This window comes from Sneathiella sp. (genome assembly GCF_036844445.1).
Lineage (GTDB): Bacteria > Pseudomonadota > Alphaproteobacteria > Sneathiellales > Sneathiellaceae > Sneathiella.
On sequence record NZ_DAIUFV010000001.1, the window covers coordinates 517,755 to 533,761 of the forward strand.

At 61.7% G+C, this 16,007-nt stretch carries 13 protein-coding genes; 8 read left to right on the forward strand and 5 right to left on the reverse strand.

Going from position 1 to position 16,007, the window contains the following annotated elements; translation table 11 throughout:
* Position 1: 1 nt before the first annotated feature.
* A complete protein-coding gene (locus tag V7Z56_RS02420) occupies positions 2 to 3,472 on the reverse strand; it encodes an indolepyruvate ferredoxin oxidoreductase family protein (protein ID WP_334127749.1) in 3,471 nt (1,156 codons plus the stop codon).
* A gap of 193 nt (positions 3,473 to 3,665) precedes the next feature.
* On the opposite strand from V7Z56_RS02420, the gene V7Z56_RS02425 reads away from it, so the two are divergent.
* The 8 genes from V7Z56_RS02425 (at position 3,666) to V7Z56_RS02460 (ending at position 10,596) form a co-directional block, all read left to right on the forward strand.
* Positions 3,666 to 4,646 carry an NAD-dependent epimerase/dehydratase family protein gene (locus V7Z56_RS02425; RefSeq protein ID WP_334127750.1) on the forward strand — a complete coding sequence of 327 codons (981 nt, stop codon included), beginning with the start codon at positions 3,666 to 3,668 and terminating at the stop codon, positions 4,644 to 4,646.
* 6 nt (positions 4,647 to 4,652) lie between these two features.
* Positions 4,653 to 5,120 (forward strand): PaaI family thioesterase, encoded by a 468-nt coding sequence (locus tag V7Z56_RS02430; protein ID WP_334127751.1) that lies wholly within the window; start codon positions 4,653 to 4,655, stop codon positions 5,118 to 5,120.
* Positions 5,117 to 5,566, forward strand: a complete 450-nt coding sequence (locus V7Z56_RS02435; RefSeq protein WP_334127752.1) for a PaaI family thioesterase — start codon at positions 5,117 to 5,119, stop codon at positions 5,564 to 5,566. Before V7Z56_RS02430 ends, V7Z56_RS02435 begins: the two co-directional genes overlap by 4 nt.
* A 59-nt stretch (positions 5,567 to 5,625) precedes the next feature.
* Positions 5,626 to 7,398 carry a M3 family oligoendopeptidase gene (locus V7Z56_RS02440; protein WP_334127753.1) on the forward strand — a complete coding sequence of 591 codons (1,773 nt, stop codon included), beginning with the start codon at positions 5,626 to 5,628 and terminating at the stop codon, positions 7,396 to 7,398.
* A gap of 138 nt (positions 7,399 to 7,536) precedes the next feature.
* Positions 7,537 to 7,662 carry an aa3-type cytochrome c oxidase subunit IV gene (locus tag V7Z56_RS02445; protein ID WP_334127754.1) on the forward strand — a complete coding sequence of 42 codons (126 nt, stop codon included), beginning with the start codon at positions 7,537 to 7,539 and terminating at the stop codon, positions 7,660 to 7,662.
* Between the two features lie 85 nt (positions 7,663 to 7,747).
* Positions 7,748 to 8,899: a Re/Si-specific NAD(P)(+) transhydrogenase subunit alpha gene (locus V7Z56_RS02450; protein ID WP_334127755.1), complete on the forward strand. Its 1,152-nt coding sequence runs from the start codon at positions 7,748 to 7,750 to the stop codon at positions 8,897 to 8,899.
* Complete coding sequence (locus V7Z56_RS02455) at positions 8,815 to 9,195, forward strand: NAD(P) transhydrogenase subunit alpha (RefSeq protein WP_443023735.1); 381 nt, start codon at positions 8,815 to 8,817, stop codon at positions 9,193 to 9,195. Before V7Z56_RS02450 ends, V7Z56_RS02455 begins: the two co-directional genes overlap by 85 nt.
* A 12-nt stretch (positions 9,196 to 9,207) precedes the next feature.
* Positions 9,208 to 10,596: an NAD(P)(+) transhydrogenase (Re/Si-specific) subunit beta gene (locus V7Z56_RS02460; protein ID WP_334127756.1), complete on the forward strand. Its 1,389-nt coding sequence runs from the start codon at positions 9,208 to 9,210 to the stop codon at positions 10,594 to 10,596.
* A 57-nt stretch (positions 10,597 to 10,653) separates the two neighbouring features.
* On the opposite strand, the gene V7Z56_RS02465 is transcribed toward V7Z56_RS02460, so the two are convergent.
* The 4 genes from V7Z56_RS02465 to V7Z56_RS02480 form a co-directional block, all read right to left on the reverse strand.
* Positions 10,654 to 11,274 carry a pyridoxamine 5'-phosphate oxidase family protein gene (locus tag V7Z56_RS02465; RefSeq protein ID WP_334127757.1) on the reverse strand — a complete coding sequence of 207 codons (621 nt, stop codon included), beginning with the start codon at positions 11,272 to 11,274 and terminating at the stop codon, positions 10,654 to 10,656.
* Between the two features lie 129 nt (positions 11,275 to 11,403).
* Complete coding sequence (locus V7Z56_RS02470; RefSeq protein ID WP_334127758.1) at positions 11,404 to 13,194, reverse strand: methyl-accepting chemotaxis protein; 1,791 nt, start codon at positions 13,192 to 13,194, stop codon at positions 11,404 to 11,406.
* A gap of 47 nt (positions 13,195 to 13,241) precedes the next feature.
* The gene (locus tag V7Z56_RS02475; protein ID WP_334127759.1) at positions 13,242 to 13,826 is read right to left on the reverse strand and encodes a hypothetical protein; all 585 of its coding nucleotides are present in this window, start codon (positions 13,824 to 13,826) and stop codon (positions 13,242 to 13,244) included.
* A gap of 174 nt (positions 13,827 to 14,000) precedes the next feature.
* Positions 14,001 to 15,998: an ATP-binding protein gene (locus V7Z56_RS02480; protein ID WP_334127760.1), complete on the reverse strand. Its 1,998-nt coding sequence runs from the start codon at positions 15,996 to 15,998 to the stop codon at positions 14,001 to 14,003.
* Between the last annotated feature and the right edge of the window lie 9 nt (positions 15,999 to 16,007).

Here is a 16,007-nt window from a genome sequence, read left to right on the forward strand (position 1 = left end):
GTCATTCCGCGGCCTGCTTCTGCGGTTCCGGGCTTTTGAATGTTGTCATAAGACTCTCGAGCTCACCGCGATAGACGCGGATTGCGCGGTCCTTGATATGGCCATAGCCGCGGATCGCGAGCGGCAGTTCGGCGACGGCGACCGCCGCGGCGTGATTATCGCGGCTCAGTCCGCCGAGCAGGGTCTCGACGATCTCTTCATATTCGCTGATCAGCGCGCGCTCGGTTTTGCGCTCCGCCTGATAGCCGAAGATGTCGAACGGCGTCCCCCTGAGGCTCTTGAACTTGGCAAGAAGGCGGAATGCCGTCAACATATGCGGCCCGTATTCCTTCTTCCTGAGCTCGCCCGTCTCCGGATCCTTCTTAGCGAAAAGCGGCGGCGCAAGATGGAATTTGAGGCGATAGTCGCCCTCCATCATATGCTCGACGCGCTCAAGGAAGCGGGTGCCGGTATAGAGCCGCGCCACCTCATATTCATCCTTGTAGGCAAGCAGCTTGAAATAGCTCCGAACCACCGCTTCAGTCAGCGACGTTGCGCCCCGTTTCACCTCGCTCTCGCGGGCGCGGACACGGGCGACAAGCGTTTCGAAGCGGCGGGCGAGCCGGGCGTTCTGATATCCCTTCAGGAATGCGCTCCGCCGGGTGATCATCTCGTCGAGATCATCGCTCGGCGCGAGGATCAGATCGGGGCCTTTCAGCGCCGCCACCTCCGCCATCACCCGCTCGGGATCATGCGCCATCACGCGGCCCCAGGCGAAGGACTTCTTGTTGAAGGGAACCGCAACGCCGTTCAGCTCGACCGCGCGCAGCAGCGCCTCTTCGCTCAACGGGATAAATCCTCTCTGATAGGCGAACCCGAGCATGAAGAGGTTGGTTGCGATGGAATCGCCCATCAGGGTCGTTGCGATCTCGCTCGCCTCGATCAGGTCACAGGCATCGGCGCCGACCGCCTCGCGGATATGATCGAGCGTCTCGCGCACCGGGAAGGGCGCATCGGGATCGAGCGTGAAATCCATGGTCGGTGAGGGATGCGCGTTGATCACCGCATGGGCGACGCCGACATCGAACTTGGCGAGGCTGTCATACGAGCCGGAGACGACCATATCGCAGCCGATCAGCAGATCGGCGCGCCCGGCCGGGATGCGGACGGCGTTGATATCTTCCGGCTTTGGCGCGATATGCACATGGCTCGTCACCGCGCCGCCCTTCTGGGCAAGCCCCGTCTGGTCGAGCACCGAAATGCCCTTGCCCTCCAGATGCGCGGCCATGCCGACAATGGCGCCGATGGTGATGACGCCGGTGCCGCCGATCCCGGTAATCAGGATGCGGTACGGGCCTTTCAGCGTTTTCGAGACGGGCGAGGGCAGCCCGTCTGCCGGATTTTCCGAGGCATGCGGCGCGGCCTTGCGAAGATCCCCGCCCTCGATGGTGACAAAGCTCGGGCAGAAGCCGTTGACGCAGGAATAATCCTTGTTGCAGGTCGACTGGTTGATGGTCCGCTTGCGGCCGAACTCGGTCTCGAGCGGCTCGACGGACAGGCAGTTCGATTTCACCGAACAATCGCCGCAGCCCTCGCAGACGAGATCGTTGATGATAACGCGTTTGGCGGGATCCGGAAACGTGCCGCGCTTGCGCCGGCGGCGCTTTTCGGCGGCGCAGGTCTGGTCATAGATCAGGATCGTGACGCCTTTCTTTTTCCGCAGCTCGCGCTGGATCTTGTCGAGATCGTCGCGGTGATGGATCGTCGTGCCGCCGGGCCACGGGGTGCCTGCCGGGTATTTGTCCGGCTCGTCGGTCACCACGCGGATCTCGGCGACGCCCTCGCCTTCGAGCTGGCGGGCGATCTGCCAGGGGCTCAGCTGATCGCCGAGCGACTGGCCGCCGGTCATCGCCACGGCATCGTTATAGAGGATTTTATAAGTGATATTGGCCTTCGCCGCGACCGCCTGACGGATCGCGAGAATGCCGGAATGATGATAGGTCCCGTCGCCGAGATTGGCGAAGATATGCTGCTCATCGGTGAAATGCATCTGCCCGACCCACGGTACGCCTTCGCCGCCCATCTGGGTATAGGTATCGGTGTTGCGGTTCATCCAGGTGACCATGAAGTGACAGCCGATGCCGGCCACCGCGCGGCTCCCTTCGGGCACTTTGGTCGAGGTGTTATGCGGGCAGCCGGAGCAGTAGAAGGGGGTGCGAACGAGCTTTGCCGGCCGCGCGCCGAGCTGCTTCTCCTTGCGATCGAGAAAGGCGAGGCGATGCTCGATGGATTCGGATGTGTAAAAGCGCCGGATGCGCGCCGCGATCAGCCGGGCGACCAGCGCCGGCGTCATCTCGCCGGTCGAGGGTTGCAGCGGATTGCGTTCATCATCGAACTTGCCGAGGATGCGCGGGCGGACGCGGGTATCCCAGTTGTAAAGCTGCTCCTTCATCTGGTTTTCGACGATGGCGCGCTTCTCCTCGATCACCAGCACTTCCTCAAGCCCCTCGGCGAACTGGCGAATGCCGTCCGGTTCCAGCGGCCAGGGCATGCCGACCTTGTAGACCGTCAGGCCGATATCGGCGGCGAGATCGTCGGTGATGCCGAGATCGCGAAGCGCCTGGCGCACATCGTAATAGGCCTTGCCGACGGTGACGATGCCAAGCCGGCGGCGCGGGCTGTCCATGGTGATATGATCGATGTTGTTGGCGCGCGCAAAGGCGCGGGCGGCGTATATTTTATGCTGGTTGAGGCGCACTTCCTGATCGAAGCGGTTATCATGCGGCTGGATATTGAGGCCGCCTTCGGGCAGGTCGATATTGGGCCGGACAAAGCGGCCGCGATCGGGCGAGACATAGACGGAGGCGCTACTCTCGACCGTTTCGGAGATGCATTTGAAGCCGATCCAGAGGCCGGAGAAGCGCGACATCTCAAAGCCGAGCAGGCCATAGTCGAGAATTTCCTGCACATTGGCCGGATGCAGCACGGGCATCATCCAGCCGGCGAAGGCATGCTCGCTCTGATGCGCGACGGTGGAGGAGACGATACCGTGATCATCGCCGGCAAGCGCCAGCACGCCGCCGTAGCGCGAGGTGCCGGCGCTGTTGGCATGGCGGAACACATCGCCCGTCCGGTCGACGCCGGGGCCCTTGCCGTACCACAGGCCGAACACGCCGTCATAGCGCGCGCCGTGGAACAGATTGAGCTGCTGGCTGCCCCAAACCGCCGTTGCGGCAAGATCCTCATTGATCCCCGGCTCGAAATGGATGTCATGCGCTTTGAGGATTTTAGATGCCTTCCAGAGCGCCTGATCATAGCCCGCAAGCGGCGAGCCGCGATAGCCCGAGATAAAGCCCGCGGTATTCAGCCCGGCCTCCACATCGCGCGCTTTCTGCATCAGCGGCAGACGGACCAGCGCCTGGATGCCGGTCAGATAAACGCGCCCTTCCGCCAGTGTATATTTGTCCTCGAGTGTTATATTGCTCAGCATCATTATCTCCGCTCCCCCATTGGAAAAGACGCTCTGGTGATAATATAAGAAAAATATCATGAAATGCAAAATAGGTCAATAATACTGACATATAAAAAGTTAGGTCACACAATTGCCCGATTTCCCTTTGACATTTAAAGGATGTGGGGGGATTTAAGGGAAACGCGCTAACAGGTTCATTTAAAAGAGGCATGTGATGACCATTCTGGTGACAGGGGCGGCGGGTTTCATCGGGATGCATGTCGCCGAAGCGCTGCTGGCGGACGGCCGCCGCGTGGTGGGGGTGGATAACCTCAATCCCTATTATGATGTGACCTTGAAGGAGGCGCGGCTGGCGCGGCTTCTTTTGTACAAGAATTTCACTTTCTACAACTGCGATATCGCGGACCGACCGGCGCTCTTTGCCGCGCTCGGCGGGCATCCGCAGATCAGCCTGATCGTCCATCTGGCGGCGCAGGCCGGGGTGCGGCACAGCCTCAACCGGCCGTTCGACTACACGCACGCGAATATCACGGGCTTTCTCTGCATCCTCGAGGCGGCGCGGCAGATGGCGAATTTGAAGCATCTCGTCTATGCGAGCTCGTCCTCCGTATACGGCGCCAACAGCCAGCTTCCTTATTCCGTCGCCTCGATGACCGACAGCCCGGTTTCGCTCTATGCGGCGACCAAGAAGGCCAACGAGCTGATGGCCTATTCCTATTCGCATCTTTACGATATCCCGATGACGGGCCTTCGGTTTTTCACCGTGTACGGGCCGTGGGGGCGGCCGGACATGGCCTACTGGCGCTTCACCGAGAAAATTCTCCGCCGCGAGGCGCTGGAGATTTATAATCACGGTGACATGCAGCGCGATTTCACCTATATCGATGACGTCGTGAAAGGCGTTCTTGCGGTGCTCGCCTCGCCGCCCGAGAAAAAGGGTGAAGCGGCGGCGCATCGGGTCTATAACATCGGCAACAACCGGGCCGAGAAACTTCTCGATCTGGTGGCGATTATCGAAAAGACGCTCGGCGTCACGGCGGAGCGGCGCCTCCTGCCGATGCAGCCGGGCGATATCCGCGCGACATTTGCCGACATCAAGGCGATCCGCCGCGACATCGGGTTCGAGCCGTCGACGCGCCTTGCGGACGGCCTGCCGAAGTTCGTGAACTGGTATCGTTCCTACATCAAAGGTTAGGAGTTTATGACGGACATATTTGATATCAACCAGATACAGACGATCATCGACAAGGGGATTCCCCATTCGGCGGAGATCGGTATCAAGGTTGCGGAAATGAGCCCCGACGGGGTGACCTTCTATCTGCCCTATCAGAAGCGCTTTGCCGGCAATCCGGTCAACGGCGTGCTGCATGGCGGCATCATCACGACACTGATCGATTCGACCATGGGCATGAGCATTTACGCGCGGCTCGAAAAATATCTCCCCATCGCGACGCTGGACCTGCGCATCGATTACCTGAAGCCGGCGACGCCGGGCGAGGATGTCTACACCCGCGCGGTCTGCTACAAGACGACGCGGCAGATCGCCTTCGTGCGCGCCATTGCCTATCACAGCGACCGGCATGACCCGATCGCCAATGCGGTTGCAACTTTCATGCTGAAATCGACGGACACCCCGTCGCTTGGCGAGAGACTGGGGGTGACGCAATGAGCGAGACAACACCGGAAACCTTCCTCAGCAAGATCTTGGCTGCCAAGCAGACGCATGACTGGCAGCATGTCTTTGAATTCATTCCCTATTTCAACTTCCTCGGGCTGCGGATGGAGGAGCGGGAGGACGGCCTTACCTGCATCCTGCCGGAGGACGGGAAATTCATCGGCAACCCGATGCTGCCGGCGCTGCATGGCGGCGTTGTCGGCGCGTTTCTGGAAAGCACCGCGCTTGTCCATCTGATGGCGACGCAGGAGGTGACGCGGCTGCCGAAAATCATCAATATCACCATCGAATACTTGCGCTCCGGCAAGCCGATCGAGACCTATGCCGAGGCGATCGTCACCAAGCCCGGGCGGCGCGTCGCCAATATGCGGATCGAGGCATGGCAGGGCGATCGGGCGAAGCCCATCGCGGTCGCCAACGCCAATTTCCTTGTCAGTTAGGGAATGATGCCTAAATGAAGAAGAAAGAAAAATAGCATCCTTCTGTCGGAGTTGATTTCATGACTAAAGCCGCCCTTGCCGATCTCCCCGAATGGGACCTCAGCGATCTCTACCCCTCGCGCACCTCGCCGGAACTGCAGGAGGATCTCGCGCGCGTGGCGGAGGATGCGAAGGCCTTCGCGGCGCAGTACAAGGGCCGGCTTGTGGAGCTGGACGGGCAGGGGCTCTATCTCGCCATTTCGAAATATGAGGAGATCGGCGAGATCGAGGGGCGCATCATGTCCTATGCCTATCTCGTCTATGCGGGCAATATGGCGGACCCCGAGATTGGCAAATTCTTCCAGAGCATGCAGGAGAAGATCAGCGCGGTCGGCACCGATCTTCTCTTCTTCACGCTTGAGCTGAACCGCATCGAGGAGGATCGGCTGCAGGAGATGTATGCCGGCACCAGCCTCAGGAAATATGAGCCGTGGCTGAAGAACGTGCGGGCGCTGAAGCCCTATCAGCTTTCCGATGAGGTCGAGAAGCTGCTGCATGAGAAGGACATCGCCGGGCGGAGCGCGTGGGTGCGGCTGTTCGATGAGACCATCGCCGGGCTGGAATTCGATGTTGACGGCGAGAAGATGGCCTCGCAGCAGGTGCTGCATCTGCTCTCCAATCCGAATGGCGAGATCCGCAAGAAAGCGGCGAAAAGCCTCGGCCAGGTATTTGGTGAAAATGTCCGGCTCTTCTCGCTGATCACGAACACGCTTGCGAAAGACAAGGCGATCGAGGACGAATGGCGCGGCGCCAGCGAGCCCGCCGCCATGCGCCATCTCTCCAATCAGGTCGAGCCCGAAGTGGTCGATGCCCTCGCCAAGGCGGTGCAGGACGCGTATCCCTCGCTCTCGCACCGTTACTATGCGCTCAAAGCCAAATGGATGGGGCAGGAGAAGCTCGACTACTGGGATCGCAACGCGCCGCTTCCCGATGCCGATGACCGCCTGATCCCGTGGGAGGAGGCACGTGACATCGTGCTCGATGCCTATGGCCGCTTCTCGCCCGAGCTTTCCGAGCTGGGCCGGCAGTTTTTTGAAAAGCCGTGGATCGATGCCGCCGTCCGCCCCGGCAAGTCACCGGGCGCCTTCGCGCATCCGACGGTGACCGATGTGCACCCCTATCTGCTCCTGAATTATCAGGGCAATATCCGTGATGTGATGACGCTCGCCCATGAACTCGGCCATGGCGTGCATCAGCTTCTTGCGGCGCCGCAAGGCGGGCTGCTCTCCAACACGCCGCTGACCTTGGCCGAGACCGCGAGCGTGTTTGGCGAACAGCTTACCTTCCGCGCCATGCTGGATCGGGAGAGCGACCCGGAAAAGCGCCGCATCATGCTCGCCGGCAAGGTCGAGGATATGCTGAACACGGTCGTGCGCCAGATCGCTTTCTATGAGTTCGAGCGGCGGGTGCATGATCTCCGCCGGCAGGAGGAGCTGTCCCCCGACCAGATCGGCAAAATCTGGATGGATATCCAGAGCGAGAGCCTTGGCCCCGCCATCCGGCTGCATGATGAGTATCAGTATTTCTGGTGCTATATCCCGCACTTCATCCATTCGCCGTTCTATGTCTACGCCTATGCCTTCGGCGACTGTCTGGTGAATGCCCTTTACGCCATCTATCAGGAGGCGGAGAGCGGCTTTCAGGAGAAATATTTCGCCATGCTGAAGGCGGGCGGCACGCTCCGTCACAAGGAGCTGCTCGCGCCCTTCAACCTCGATGCCTCGGACCCGGCCTTCTGGTCGAAGGGGCTTGGCGTCATTCACGGCTTCATCGACGAACTCGAGCAGTTCTAGCGCGCCGCGGCGGCGCTGTTCCCGCCCGCGGCTTTTCGTCCCGCGGGCGCGACAATCTATTGCCGTTCATTCAGATTTAGGTATATTGCATCGCAAAGTATCGCGAAAGCGGATGATTTTGATAAGAAAGGTGTCGAAATGAGCGAAGGTCACATGGATATTCAGGAACAGAAATCGACGTACAAGATGTTCACCACGCTCCTCATGGTGAGCACGATCGGTCTTGCGGTATTGCTGGCCCTGATGGCGTTTTTCCTCGTCTGATGAGACAACCCGGACGGGTCTTCTGTTGCACGGCGTTGCGGGGCGTCGCCTGTCCATCCTAATTTAGCAGTTGTAAGGATCGCTTATGAAAATCGCTATCCCCCGGGAGCGTCGGGAGCATGAACGACGCGTCGCCGCGACGCCGGATACGGTAAAGAAATTTATCGCGCTGGGTGCCGAGGTTGTTGTGGAAACAGGCGCTGGGGATGCCAGCTCCTTCTCTGATGCCGATTATGAAGCGGCGGGCGCAGTGATCGCGGCGGATGCCGCGAGCGCACTCCAGTCCGCCGATATCATCTTGAAAATCCAGCGCCCGCTGACGGCCGCCGAAGGCCTCGATGAAGTGGCGCTGATGAAAAAGGGCGCCGTCCTGATCGGCCATCTCGCCGCGCTGCAGAACCGCGAGCAGGCCGCCGATTACGCCAGGGCCGGGATCACCGCCATTGCGCTCGAACTCCTGCCGCGCATCAGCCGCGCGCAGTCGATGGATATTCTCTCCTCGCAGTCGAACCTTGCCGGCTACAAGGCCGTGCTGGACGCCGCTGCCGAATATGGCCGCGCGCTGCCGATGATGATGACCGCGGCCGGCACCATTGCCCCCGCCAAATGCTTCGTCATGGGCGTTGGCGTTGCGGGCCTCCAGGCCATCGCGACCGCCCGCCGTCTTGGCGCGATCGTCACCGCGACGGACGTGCGCGCCGCCACTAAGGAGCAGGTGGAGAGCCTTGGCGCGAAATTCGTCATGGTCAAAAGCGATGAGACCGGCGAGACCGCCGGCGGCTATGCCAAAGAGATGAGCGAGGACTACAAGCAGCGGCAGGCCGCGCTCGTTTTCGAGCATATCAAGAAGCAGGACATCGTCATCACGACGGCGCTGATCCCGGGCCGCACCGCGCCGATCCTCATTACCGACGAGATGCTGGCCGTCATGAAGCCGGGCTCGGTGATCGTCGATCTCGCGGTCGAGGCGGGGGGCAACGTCACCCAGTCGAAACTCGGCGAGATCGTCACGACGGCGAACGGCGTCAAGATCGTCGGCCATCACAATGTGCCGAGCCGGCTCGCGAGCGATGCTTCGGCTTTGTTCGCGAAGAACCATCTCAACTTCCTGACGCCGATGGTCAATAAAGAGACCGGCGCGCTTCAGCTCAACTGGGAAGACGAGCTTGTCACGGGCACCGCGCTGACGCGCGATGGCAGTATTATCCACCCGCAACTGACCGAGGGAGGGAACTGATTATGGATATGGTAGATCCGACCGTATTCCGGCTGGCGATTTTCGTGCTCGCCATTTTCGTTGGCTATTACGTGGTGTGGAGCGTGACGCCCGCGCTGCATACGCCGCTGATGGCGGTCACCAACGCCATTTCCTCGGTCATCATCGTCGGCGCGCTCATTGCGGCGGGGCCGGCGGATATGTCGCTCGCCAAGATCTTCGGCTTCGTCGCCATCATGCTTGCCTCGGTCAATATCTTCGGCGGCTTCCTGGTGACCCAGCGCATGCTGTCCATGTACAAGAAAAAACAGAAGTAAGGGGAGCGCACCGTGTCAGCTAATTTTACGGCGCTCGCCTATCTGGTCTCCGCCATTCTCTTCATCCTTGCGCTGCGTGGCCTCTCGTCTCCCGACAGCTCGCGGCGCGGCAATATCATGGGCATGGTCGGTATGGCCATTGCCGTTATCGTCACCATCCTCGACCCCAGCGTCGTTTCCTATGAGTGGATCATCGGCGGCATTGTTATCGGCGGCGCCATCGGCGCGGTGATCGCGCAGCGCATCGCCATGACCGCCATGCCGCAGCTCATCGCCGGCTTCCACAGCCTCGTCGGCCTTGCCGCGGTGCTGGTGGCGGCGGCCGCCTTCTACAGCCCCGACGCCTACGGAATCTTAAGCCCGAGCGGTGAGCTTACGGTGCTGTCGCGCATCGAGATGTCGATCGGCATCGTCGTCGGCGCCATCACCTTCTCGGGCTCGGTCATCGCCTTCACCAAGCTGCAGGGGCTGGTCTCCGGCAATCCGGTGAGCTTTCCGGGGCAGCATCTGCTCAACCTTGTCATCGGCCTCGTCATTGTCGGGCTGATCATCTGGTTCTGCATCGATCTCGATCCGCGCATTTTCTGGGTCATGACGGCGCTCGCCTTTATCATCGGCTTCCTCATCATCATCCCGATCGGCGGCGCCGATATGCCGGTGGTGGTTTCGATGCTGAACAGCTATTCCGGCTGGGCGGCGGCGGGTATCGGCTTCACGCTCGAGAATATCGCCCTCATCATCGTCGGCGCGCTGGTCGGCTCCTCGGGTGCGATCCTCTCCTACATCATGTGCAAGGCGATGAACCGCTCCTTCTTCAGCGTCATCCTCGGCGGCTTCGGCGGCGAGGCATCGTCCGGCGGTCCCGACAAGGGCGACCGGCCCTATAAGCCGGGCTCCGCCGATGATGCGGCCTTCATCATGAAGAATGCGGGCAAGGTCATCATCGTGCCGGGCTACGGCCTTGCGGTTGCGCAGGCGCAGCATGCGCTCCGTGAAATGGTCGATGCCCTGAAGGAAGAGGGGGTCGAGGTCGCCTACGCCATCCATCCCGTCGCGGGCCGCATGCCGGGCCATATGAACGTGCTTCTCGCCGAGGCGAACGTGCCCTATGACGAGGTGTTCGAGCTGGAAGAGATCAACTCCGATTTCTCGAGCGCCGATGTCGCCTTCGTGGTCGGCGCGAATGACGTGACCAACCCCGCCGCGCGCGATGACCCGTCAAGCCCGATCTTCGGCATGCCGATCCTCGATGTCGACAAGGCGCGGACGGTCCTCTTCGTCAAGCGCTCGATGTCCTCGGGCTACGCCGGTATCGACAACGATCTCTTCTATAAAGACAACACCATGATGCTCCTCGCCGATGCGAAGAAGATGGTGGAAGATATCGTGAAAGCGCTCTGACGCGCTTTGCACCAACCAAAAAGCCGCTGGTGAGAGCCAGCGGCTTTTTTTTATTCGTCAGTAAAGCGTCTCGCGGTAGACCTTCTCGAGCGATGCATCGGTCGCCGCCGCATCACCGAGGCCCTCGATCTGGTCGGCGAGGATCTGGCCGAGGCTGGGATAGGCGCTCCGCTCGATCTTCGCTTCTTCATCCCAGAGTTTGGAGCGGATCAGCGCCTTTGCGCAGTGCAGATAGACTTCCGCCACGCTGACCTTCAGCACGGCGCGCGGCAGCTTGCCCTGATGGGCGAGGCGGGCGAGGAGGTCCGGGTCGGTGCGGATTTCCGCGGTGCCGTTGACGCGCAGCGTCTCATTGATGCCGGGCACGAGGAACAGCAGCCCGACCGCCGGGGTGTCAATGATGTTTTGCAGGCTGTCGAGGCGGTTGTTGCCGGGCCGGTCGGGGATCAGCAGCGTCTTCTCATCCTCAACCACGACAAAGCCCGGCACATCGCCGCGCGGCGAGGCGTCGGCAAGGCCGCTTTCGCTCCGCGTCGCCAGCACAAGGAAGGGCGAGAGGGAAATGAAATGCCGGCAATGCCGGTCGAGCGCTGCGAGCTGCTTTTGCATCGCCCGCGTGCTCGGCGCCGGATAGAGGCGATAGAGCGCCTCCCGGCTGGTGATATGATGTGCACTCAATCTCTCTCTCCCTTTTCCCACCCGCGTTCGCCTGATCATAGCGGGGGAATTGCGCACTTATCAATCGCGCGCATAAAAAAAGCCCGGAAGGCGATGCTTCCGGGCCGGGATCTGCGGTAGCGTAAGGGCTCAGCTTGCCATCGAGCGGATATCCTCGAGCACGGCGGCGACTTCGACGCGGAGCTTGTTGGAGTATTCGGCAAGGTTGCTGACGGAGCCGAGAAGCTGCGTTGCCGACGCGCCGGACGCGGCGGCCATGGTCGCGACATCGGTGACCGAGCGCGACACCTCGCCGGTGCTGAGGGACGCCTGCTGGACGTTGCGGGTGATTTCGAGCGTTGCCGAATTCTGCTCCTCAAGCGCGGCGGCCATCGCCTGGATCGTCTCGTTGATGCGCACGATCATCTCCTCGATCCGTTTGACCGCATCGACCGCTTCGCCGGTCGCCTGCTGCATGCCGTCGATCTGGCTGGCGATCTGCTCGGTTGCGCGGGTCGTCTGGGCGGCGAGGCCCTTGACTTCGGAGGCGACGACGGCAAATCCCTTGCCGGCCTCTCCGGCGCGCGCCGCCTCGATCGTCGCGTTGAGCGCGAGCAGGTTGGTCTGGCTGGCGATATCATTGATCAGCTCGATGATATTGCCGACTTCCTCGGCCGAGATCGCGAGCTTGCCGACCACCTGATCGGTCGATTCGGCGACATCCATCGTATCTTTGGAGAGCTTCGCGGAGGCGTCGACCTGGCGGGCGATCTCCTGCAGCGAGGCGGAAAGCTCTTCCGCCGCCGTCGCAACGCCGCTCACATTCTCGGCCGCGCGCTCGGATGCGGCGGCGATGGCGCTTGAATGGGTATCGGTGTCGGCCGCGCTCGTCACCATGCTTTTGGCTTTCTCCTCCATCACCTCGGCGGCGCCGGAAATGTCGCGGGCGACGGTGTTGACGGAGGCTTCGAGCTTCTCCGCAATGGCGCCCGCAAAGGCGACGCGCTCGGCCGCGGCCTTGGCGGCAGCTTCCTGCTCGCGCCTGCGCTCCGCTTCAAGGCGCTGCTCTTCCTCGCGGCGACGCGCGGCGGCGGCGGCGGCTTTTTCTTCCGCATCCTGCTTGCGCTGGATTTCGAGGCGCTGCAGGTTTTCGGCGTTGGCTTTGAAGATCTGCACGGCGCGCGACATGTCGCCGACATCGTCGCGCCGCTCAAGCCCGGCGATGGTGATGTCGTTCTGGCCGTTGGCGAGCGCGCTCATGGCGGCGGTCAGCTGGCTGAGCGGCCTGCCGATAAAGCGGTTGAGCAGCAGCCCGGTCAGAAGGATGATGCCGACAAGCGCGGCGCCGCTCAGCATCAGCTGCTGCATCAGGTTGGAGGCGAGCTGCGCGTTCAGCTGGTCGAGGCTCCAGGCGATCGCCGCGTAGCCGACCAGCTCCTGCTTGGTGGTGAGGACGGGCGTGACAACGATCTGGTGCGTATCGGTAAGCTCGGAATAAACCTCGCCCTTATCGAGCGTCGCCTTGTGGGCGGCGAGCAGGCCATTGAGATCGACCGTCGGCAGGCGGCTCGAATGATATTCCGTCACCATCGCGCCGTCGCTCGTATAGGTGATGATATCGGCGAGGGCGCTGTCGTCCCGCTCTCTCATCTCCTCATAGACTTCGGCGACTTTCTCCGGCTTGTTCCATTTCAGCGCGCCGGTCATCTGCGCGGCCATCAGGTCGGAGATGGTGAGATTGTTGGAGACGGCGAGATGTTCCATATCCTGGCGCTGGTTCTGCAGGCCGAGCAGCATCAGCAGCGAGAGCCCGATCAGGGTCGTTGCAAAAACCACGAGCTGGATTTTGCGGCTGACGGTCCATTTGCTCGCTTTTTGCGGGGTATGCCCGGCGCCGGGGGTTGTCTCTCCGGTCGCGACGGCATCGATGGTAATGCTCATTGTGATAGTTCCTTGTCGAGATTTAAGGGCGGGACGGACGCCCCGTTCTAGTCCAGCATGTCGACATTGACGCCGACGGTGATTGCGCCGATGGGCTGGCGGGTTGAGGGGTCAAGCACGGCGAGGGTGACCTGCGACTGATAGGCCTGCGAAGAGTCGTCGAACTCGACCTCGTCGATCAGCACCGCCGAGGCGCCGCCGCCGAAGGCTCCCTGCCATTTCTCCTCATCGCCCTGCCAGTAGTCGGAGGTGATATCGCTCTGCCCGACGTTGAGGCCGCGCATGTCCATGACGAAGATTTCGGTATAAAGCCCGTCCGCCTTGGCGCGGATCTCCTTCAGATAGGCCGAGAGCGGGTTGCCGAGCACGGCGTTGATCAGCGGCTGCGCGCCGCCTTCGGTCTCGGCGCGCCATTGCAGGTCCCTGGCGTCGATCTCGCTCTGGCTGAGGGTGGCGGAGGTCTTGTTCTGCTCCTTGATGGCGGTCACGATTTCATCGCTCTGGATCCAGCCGCGCATATCTTCCTCCACCAGCGTCCGGATCGCGCTCACATAGTCGCTGGCCGCGGCGCCGGACGCCAGCACGGCCGTGAAAATGATCGCGGCGAGGGGGAGAAATGCTTTACGGATCATGGGGTTGCTCCATTTTACTTTTATCGGTCGTCATTTTTGGATCGGAAGAGGCGTCATTCTCGCGCTGCGGGTTCCCCGATCCCTCCGACAATAGAAGAAAGTTTGTTTATTTATCGTTAAAGAAGGATGCGGCTTTCACGCCAATTCGTAAAACGCGGGCATTGCGCGCGGGCTTCACGCGACGCGGCGGGAGCTGTCCTTTGGCAGCGTCACCGTGACGGTGGTGCCGAGCCCGACCTCGCTCGCGATATTGAGCGTGCCGTGATGCGCGGTGACGAAGGATTTGACGATCGAGAGGCCGAGGCCGACGCCCTCATGGGTGATGTCGGACGTGCGATGGCCCTTGACGAAGGGCTCGGTGATCAGCGGCAGCTGCTCGCTGCGGATGCCTTCGCCGGTATCCTCCACGGTGACGATGATATCGCGCCGCCCGCAGCGCGCCGTGACGGTGATCTTGTCGCCATTGTGCGAGAATTTCACGGCGTTGGTGAGCAGGTTGAGAAAGACCTGCTGCATCGCCGTGCGGTCGGCCATGATTTCCGGCAGATGCGTCCCCGTCACCAGCGTCACCATGATCCCCTGGCTCTCGGCGCGCTGGCGGATGGCCTTGACGCAGGCCGAGAGCAGCAGGTCGAGCTGCACGGGCTCGGGCGTCAGTTCGCGCTTGCCAAGCTCGATCGCCGAGATGTCCAGCACCTCGTCGATCAGCGCCAGCAGGTGCCGCCCGCTGTGATTGATGTCATGGGCGTATTCGATGTATTTTCCGTTGCCGATGGGGCCGAAATACTCGCCGCGGATGATATCGGAAAAGCCGATGATGGCGTTCAGCGGCGTGCGCAGCTCATGGCTCATGGTGGCGAGGAATTTCGATTTCGCCTGGCTTGCCTCCTCCGCCTTGACGAGCGCGAGACGGAGCGCTTCCTCGGTGCGCTTGCCGGCGCTGATGTCGGTGAGCGTGCCGCCGACGATCACGACATTGCCATGATCGTCCATGATCGGGAACATCTGCACAAGGGTCGGGATGGTCTGCCCGTCGGCGCGCGGGCTCAAATATTCGCGCTCGACCATCTGCTGGCTGCGGATGATCTGCTGCTCCTGCCTTCGCACCGCGTTCGCATAGTCGCGCGGGAAGAAATCCGCCGCCGTCCTGCCCTTGATGTCGCGCCGCTCGGGGTTGAACCAGTCGTGCCAGGTCGAGTTGGTGTGGATATAGCGCCCCTCCGCGTCCTTGATGACGATGGCGGCGGGCGAATTCTCGATAAAGGTGCGCAGCATCTTGTCGGTGACGCGGACGCGCTGCTGGCGCGTCATCGCGAGATGGATCAGCCACGCGATCAGCAGGCTGAGCCCGATCATCGCGACGAGCGCAAGCTCATCGACCGGCGAATCATGCGCCCGAATGGTCGCCGGCAGCGGCAGCAGGCTGATCATCCAGGTCTGGTTGCCGATGTCGATCGGCTGGCGGAAGACGGGCCGCGGCGCGCCGAGATCCTCGCGCGTGGCAAACACCAGCCGCTCGCCATCCATGATGGTGAGGTCATATTTCTCCAGCAGCCAGTCCGGCATCGCCGAGTGGATCAGCGGCTCGCTGCGAAAGACGATATTGACGAAGCCCGTGATGCGATCGAAGCGGATGACCGGCACATAGGCAACGAAGCCATAGCCGCCCTGCGTCAGCATAAAGGGCGGGGTGATCTGCATCTCGCCGAGTGCTTCCGCGCGGCGGAATGTCTCGCCGACGATGGGATGATTGCGGATATCGAGATTTTGCGCCCGCTCGTTCCCCTCATAGGGCGAGACCCAGCGGATGAAGCCCATGGTGTCGATCCAGTTGATCGCCTGGAAATCATCGAACAGCCGGTGCAGATAGGCGGTCTGGCTGAGGAAACCGGCGCGATCAGTGATCTGCCCGGCGGCGAGCGAGTGGCGGATCTGCTCGCCGATGGCGAGACGGGCGGCGATATGGCCCTCGAGGCGCGCCGCGAAATTGGCAAGGTCGCTCTGCGTCTCGGTTTTGATGCCGATCGACTCCGGCGTCGGCATGCTCATCCAGAACCCGAGCGAGAGCGCAATCATCGCCGCGCCAATCATCGCCGGCACCAGCGCCGTGCGATGGCGCAACTGCCAGCCATGCAGCTTCTGCGCAAGATATACAGCAACCCGTTTCAACATTCCCCGATC

Excerpts from the sequence above, each read along its gene's own strand:
- V7Z56_RS02450 (WP_334127755.1), top strand. The coding sequence starts at position 7,748 with ATGAAAATCGCTATCCCCCGGGAGCGTCGGGAGCATGAACGACGCGTC.
- V7Z56_RS02440 (WP_334127753.1), top strand. The coding sequence starts at position 5,626 with ATGACTAAAGCCGCCCTTGCCGATCTCCCCGAATGGGACCTCAGCGAT.
- V7Z56_RS02435 (WP_334127752.1), top strand. The coding sequence starts at position 5,117 with ATGAGCGAGACAACACCGGAAACCTTCCTCAGCAAGATCTTGGCTGCC.
- V7Z56_RS02475 (WP_334127759.1), bottom strand. The coding sequence starts at position 13,826 with ATGATCCGTAAAGCATTTCTCCCCCTCGCCGCGATCATTTTCACGGCC.
- V7Z56_RS02480 (WP_334127760.1), bottom strand. The coding sequence starts at position 15,998 with ATGTTGAAACGGGTTGCTGTATATCTTGCGCAGAAGCTGCATGGCTGG.
- V7Z56_RS02470 (WP_334127758.1), bottom strand. The coding sequence starts at position 13,194 with ATGAGCATTACCATCGATGCCGTCGCGACCGGAGAGACAACCCCCGGC.
- V7Z56_RS02445 (WP_334127754.1), top strand. The coding sequence starts at position 7,537 with ATGAGCGAAGGTCACATGGATATTCAGGAACAGAAATCGACGTACAAG.
- V7Z56_RS02430 (WP_334127751.1), top strand. The coding sequence starts at position 4,653 with ATGACGGACATATTTGATATCAACCAGATACAGACGATCATCGACAAG.
- V7Z56_RS02425 (WP_334127750.1), top strand. The coding sequence starts at position 3,666 with ATGACCATTCTGGTGACAGGGGCGGCGGGTTTCATCGGGATGCATGTC.
- V7Z56_RS02420 (WP_334127749.1), bottom strand. The coding sequence starts at position 3,472 with ATGATGCTGAGCAATATAACACTCGAGGACAAATATACACTGGCGGAA.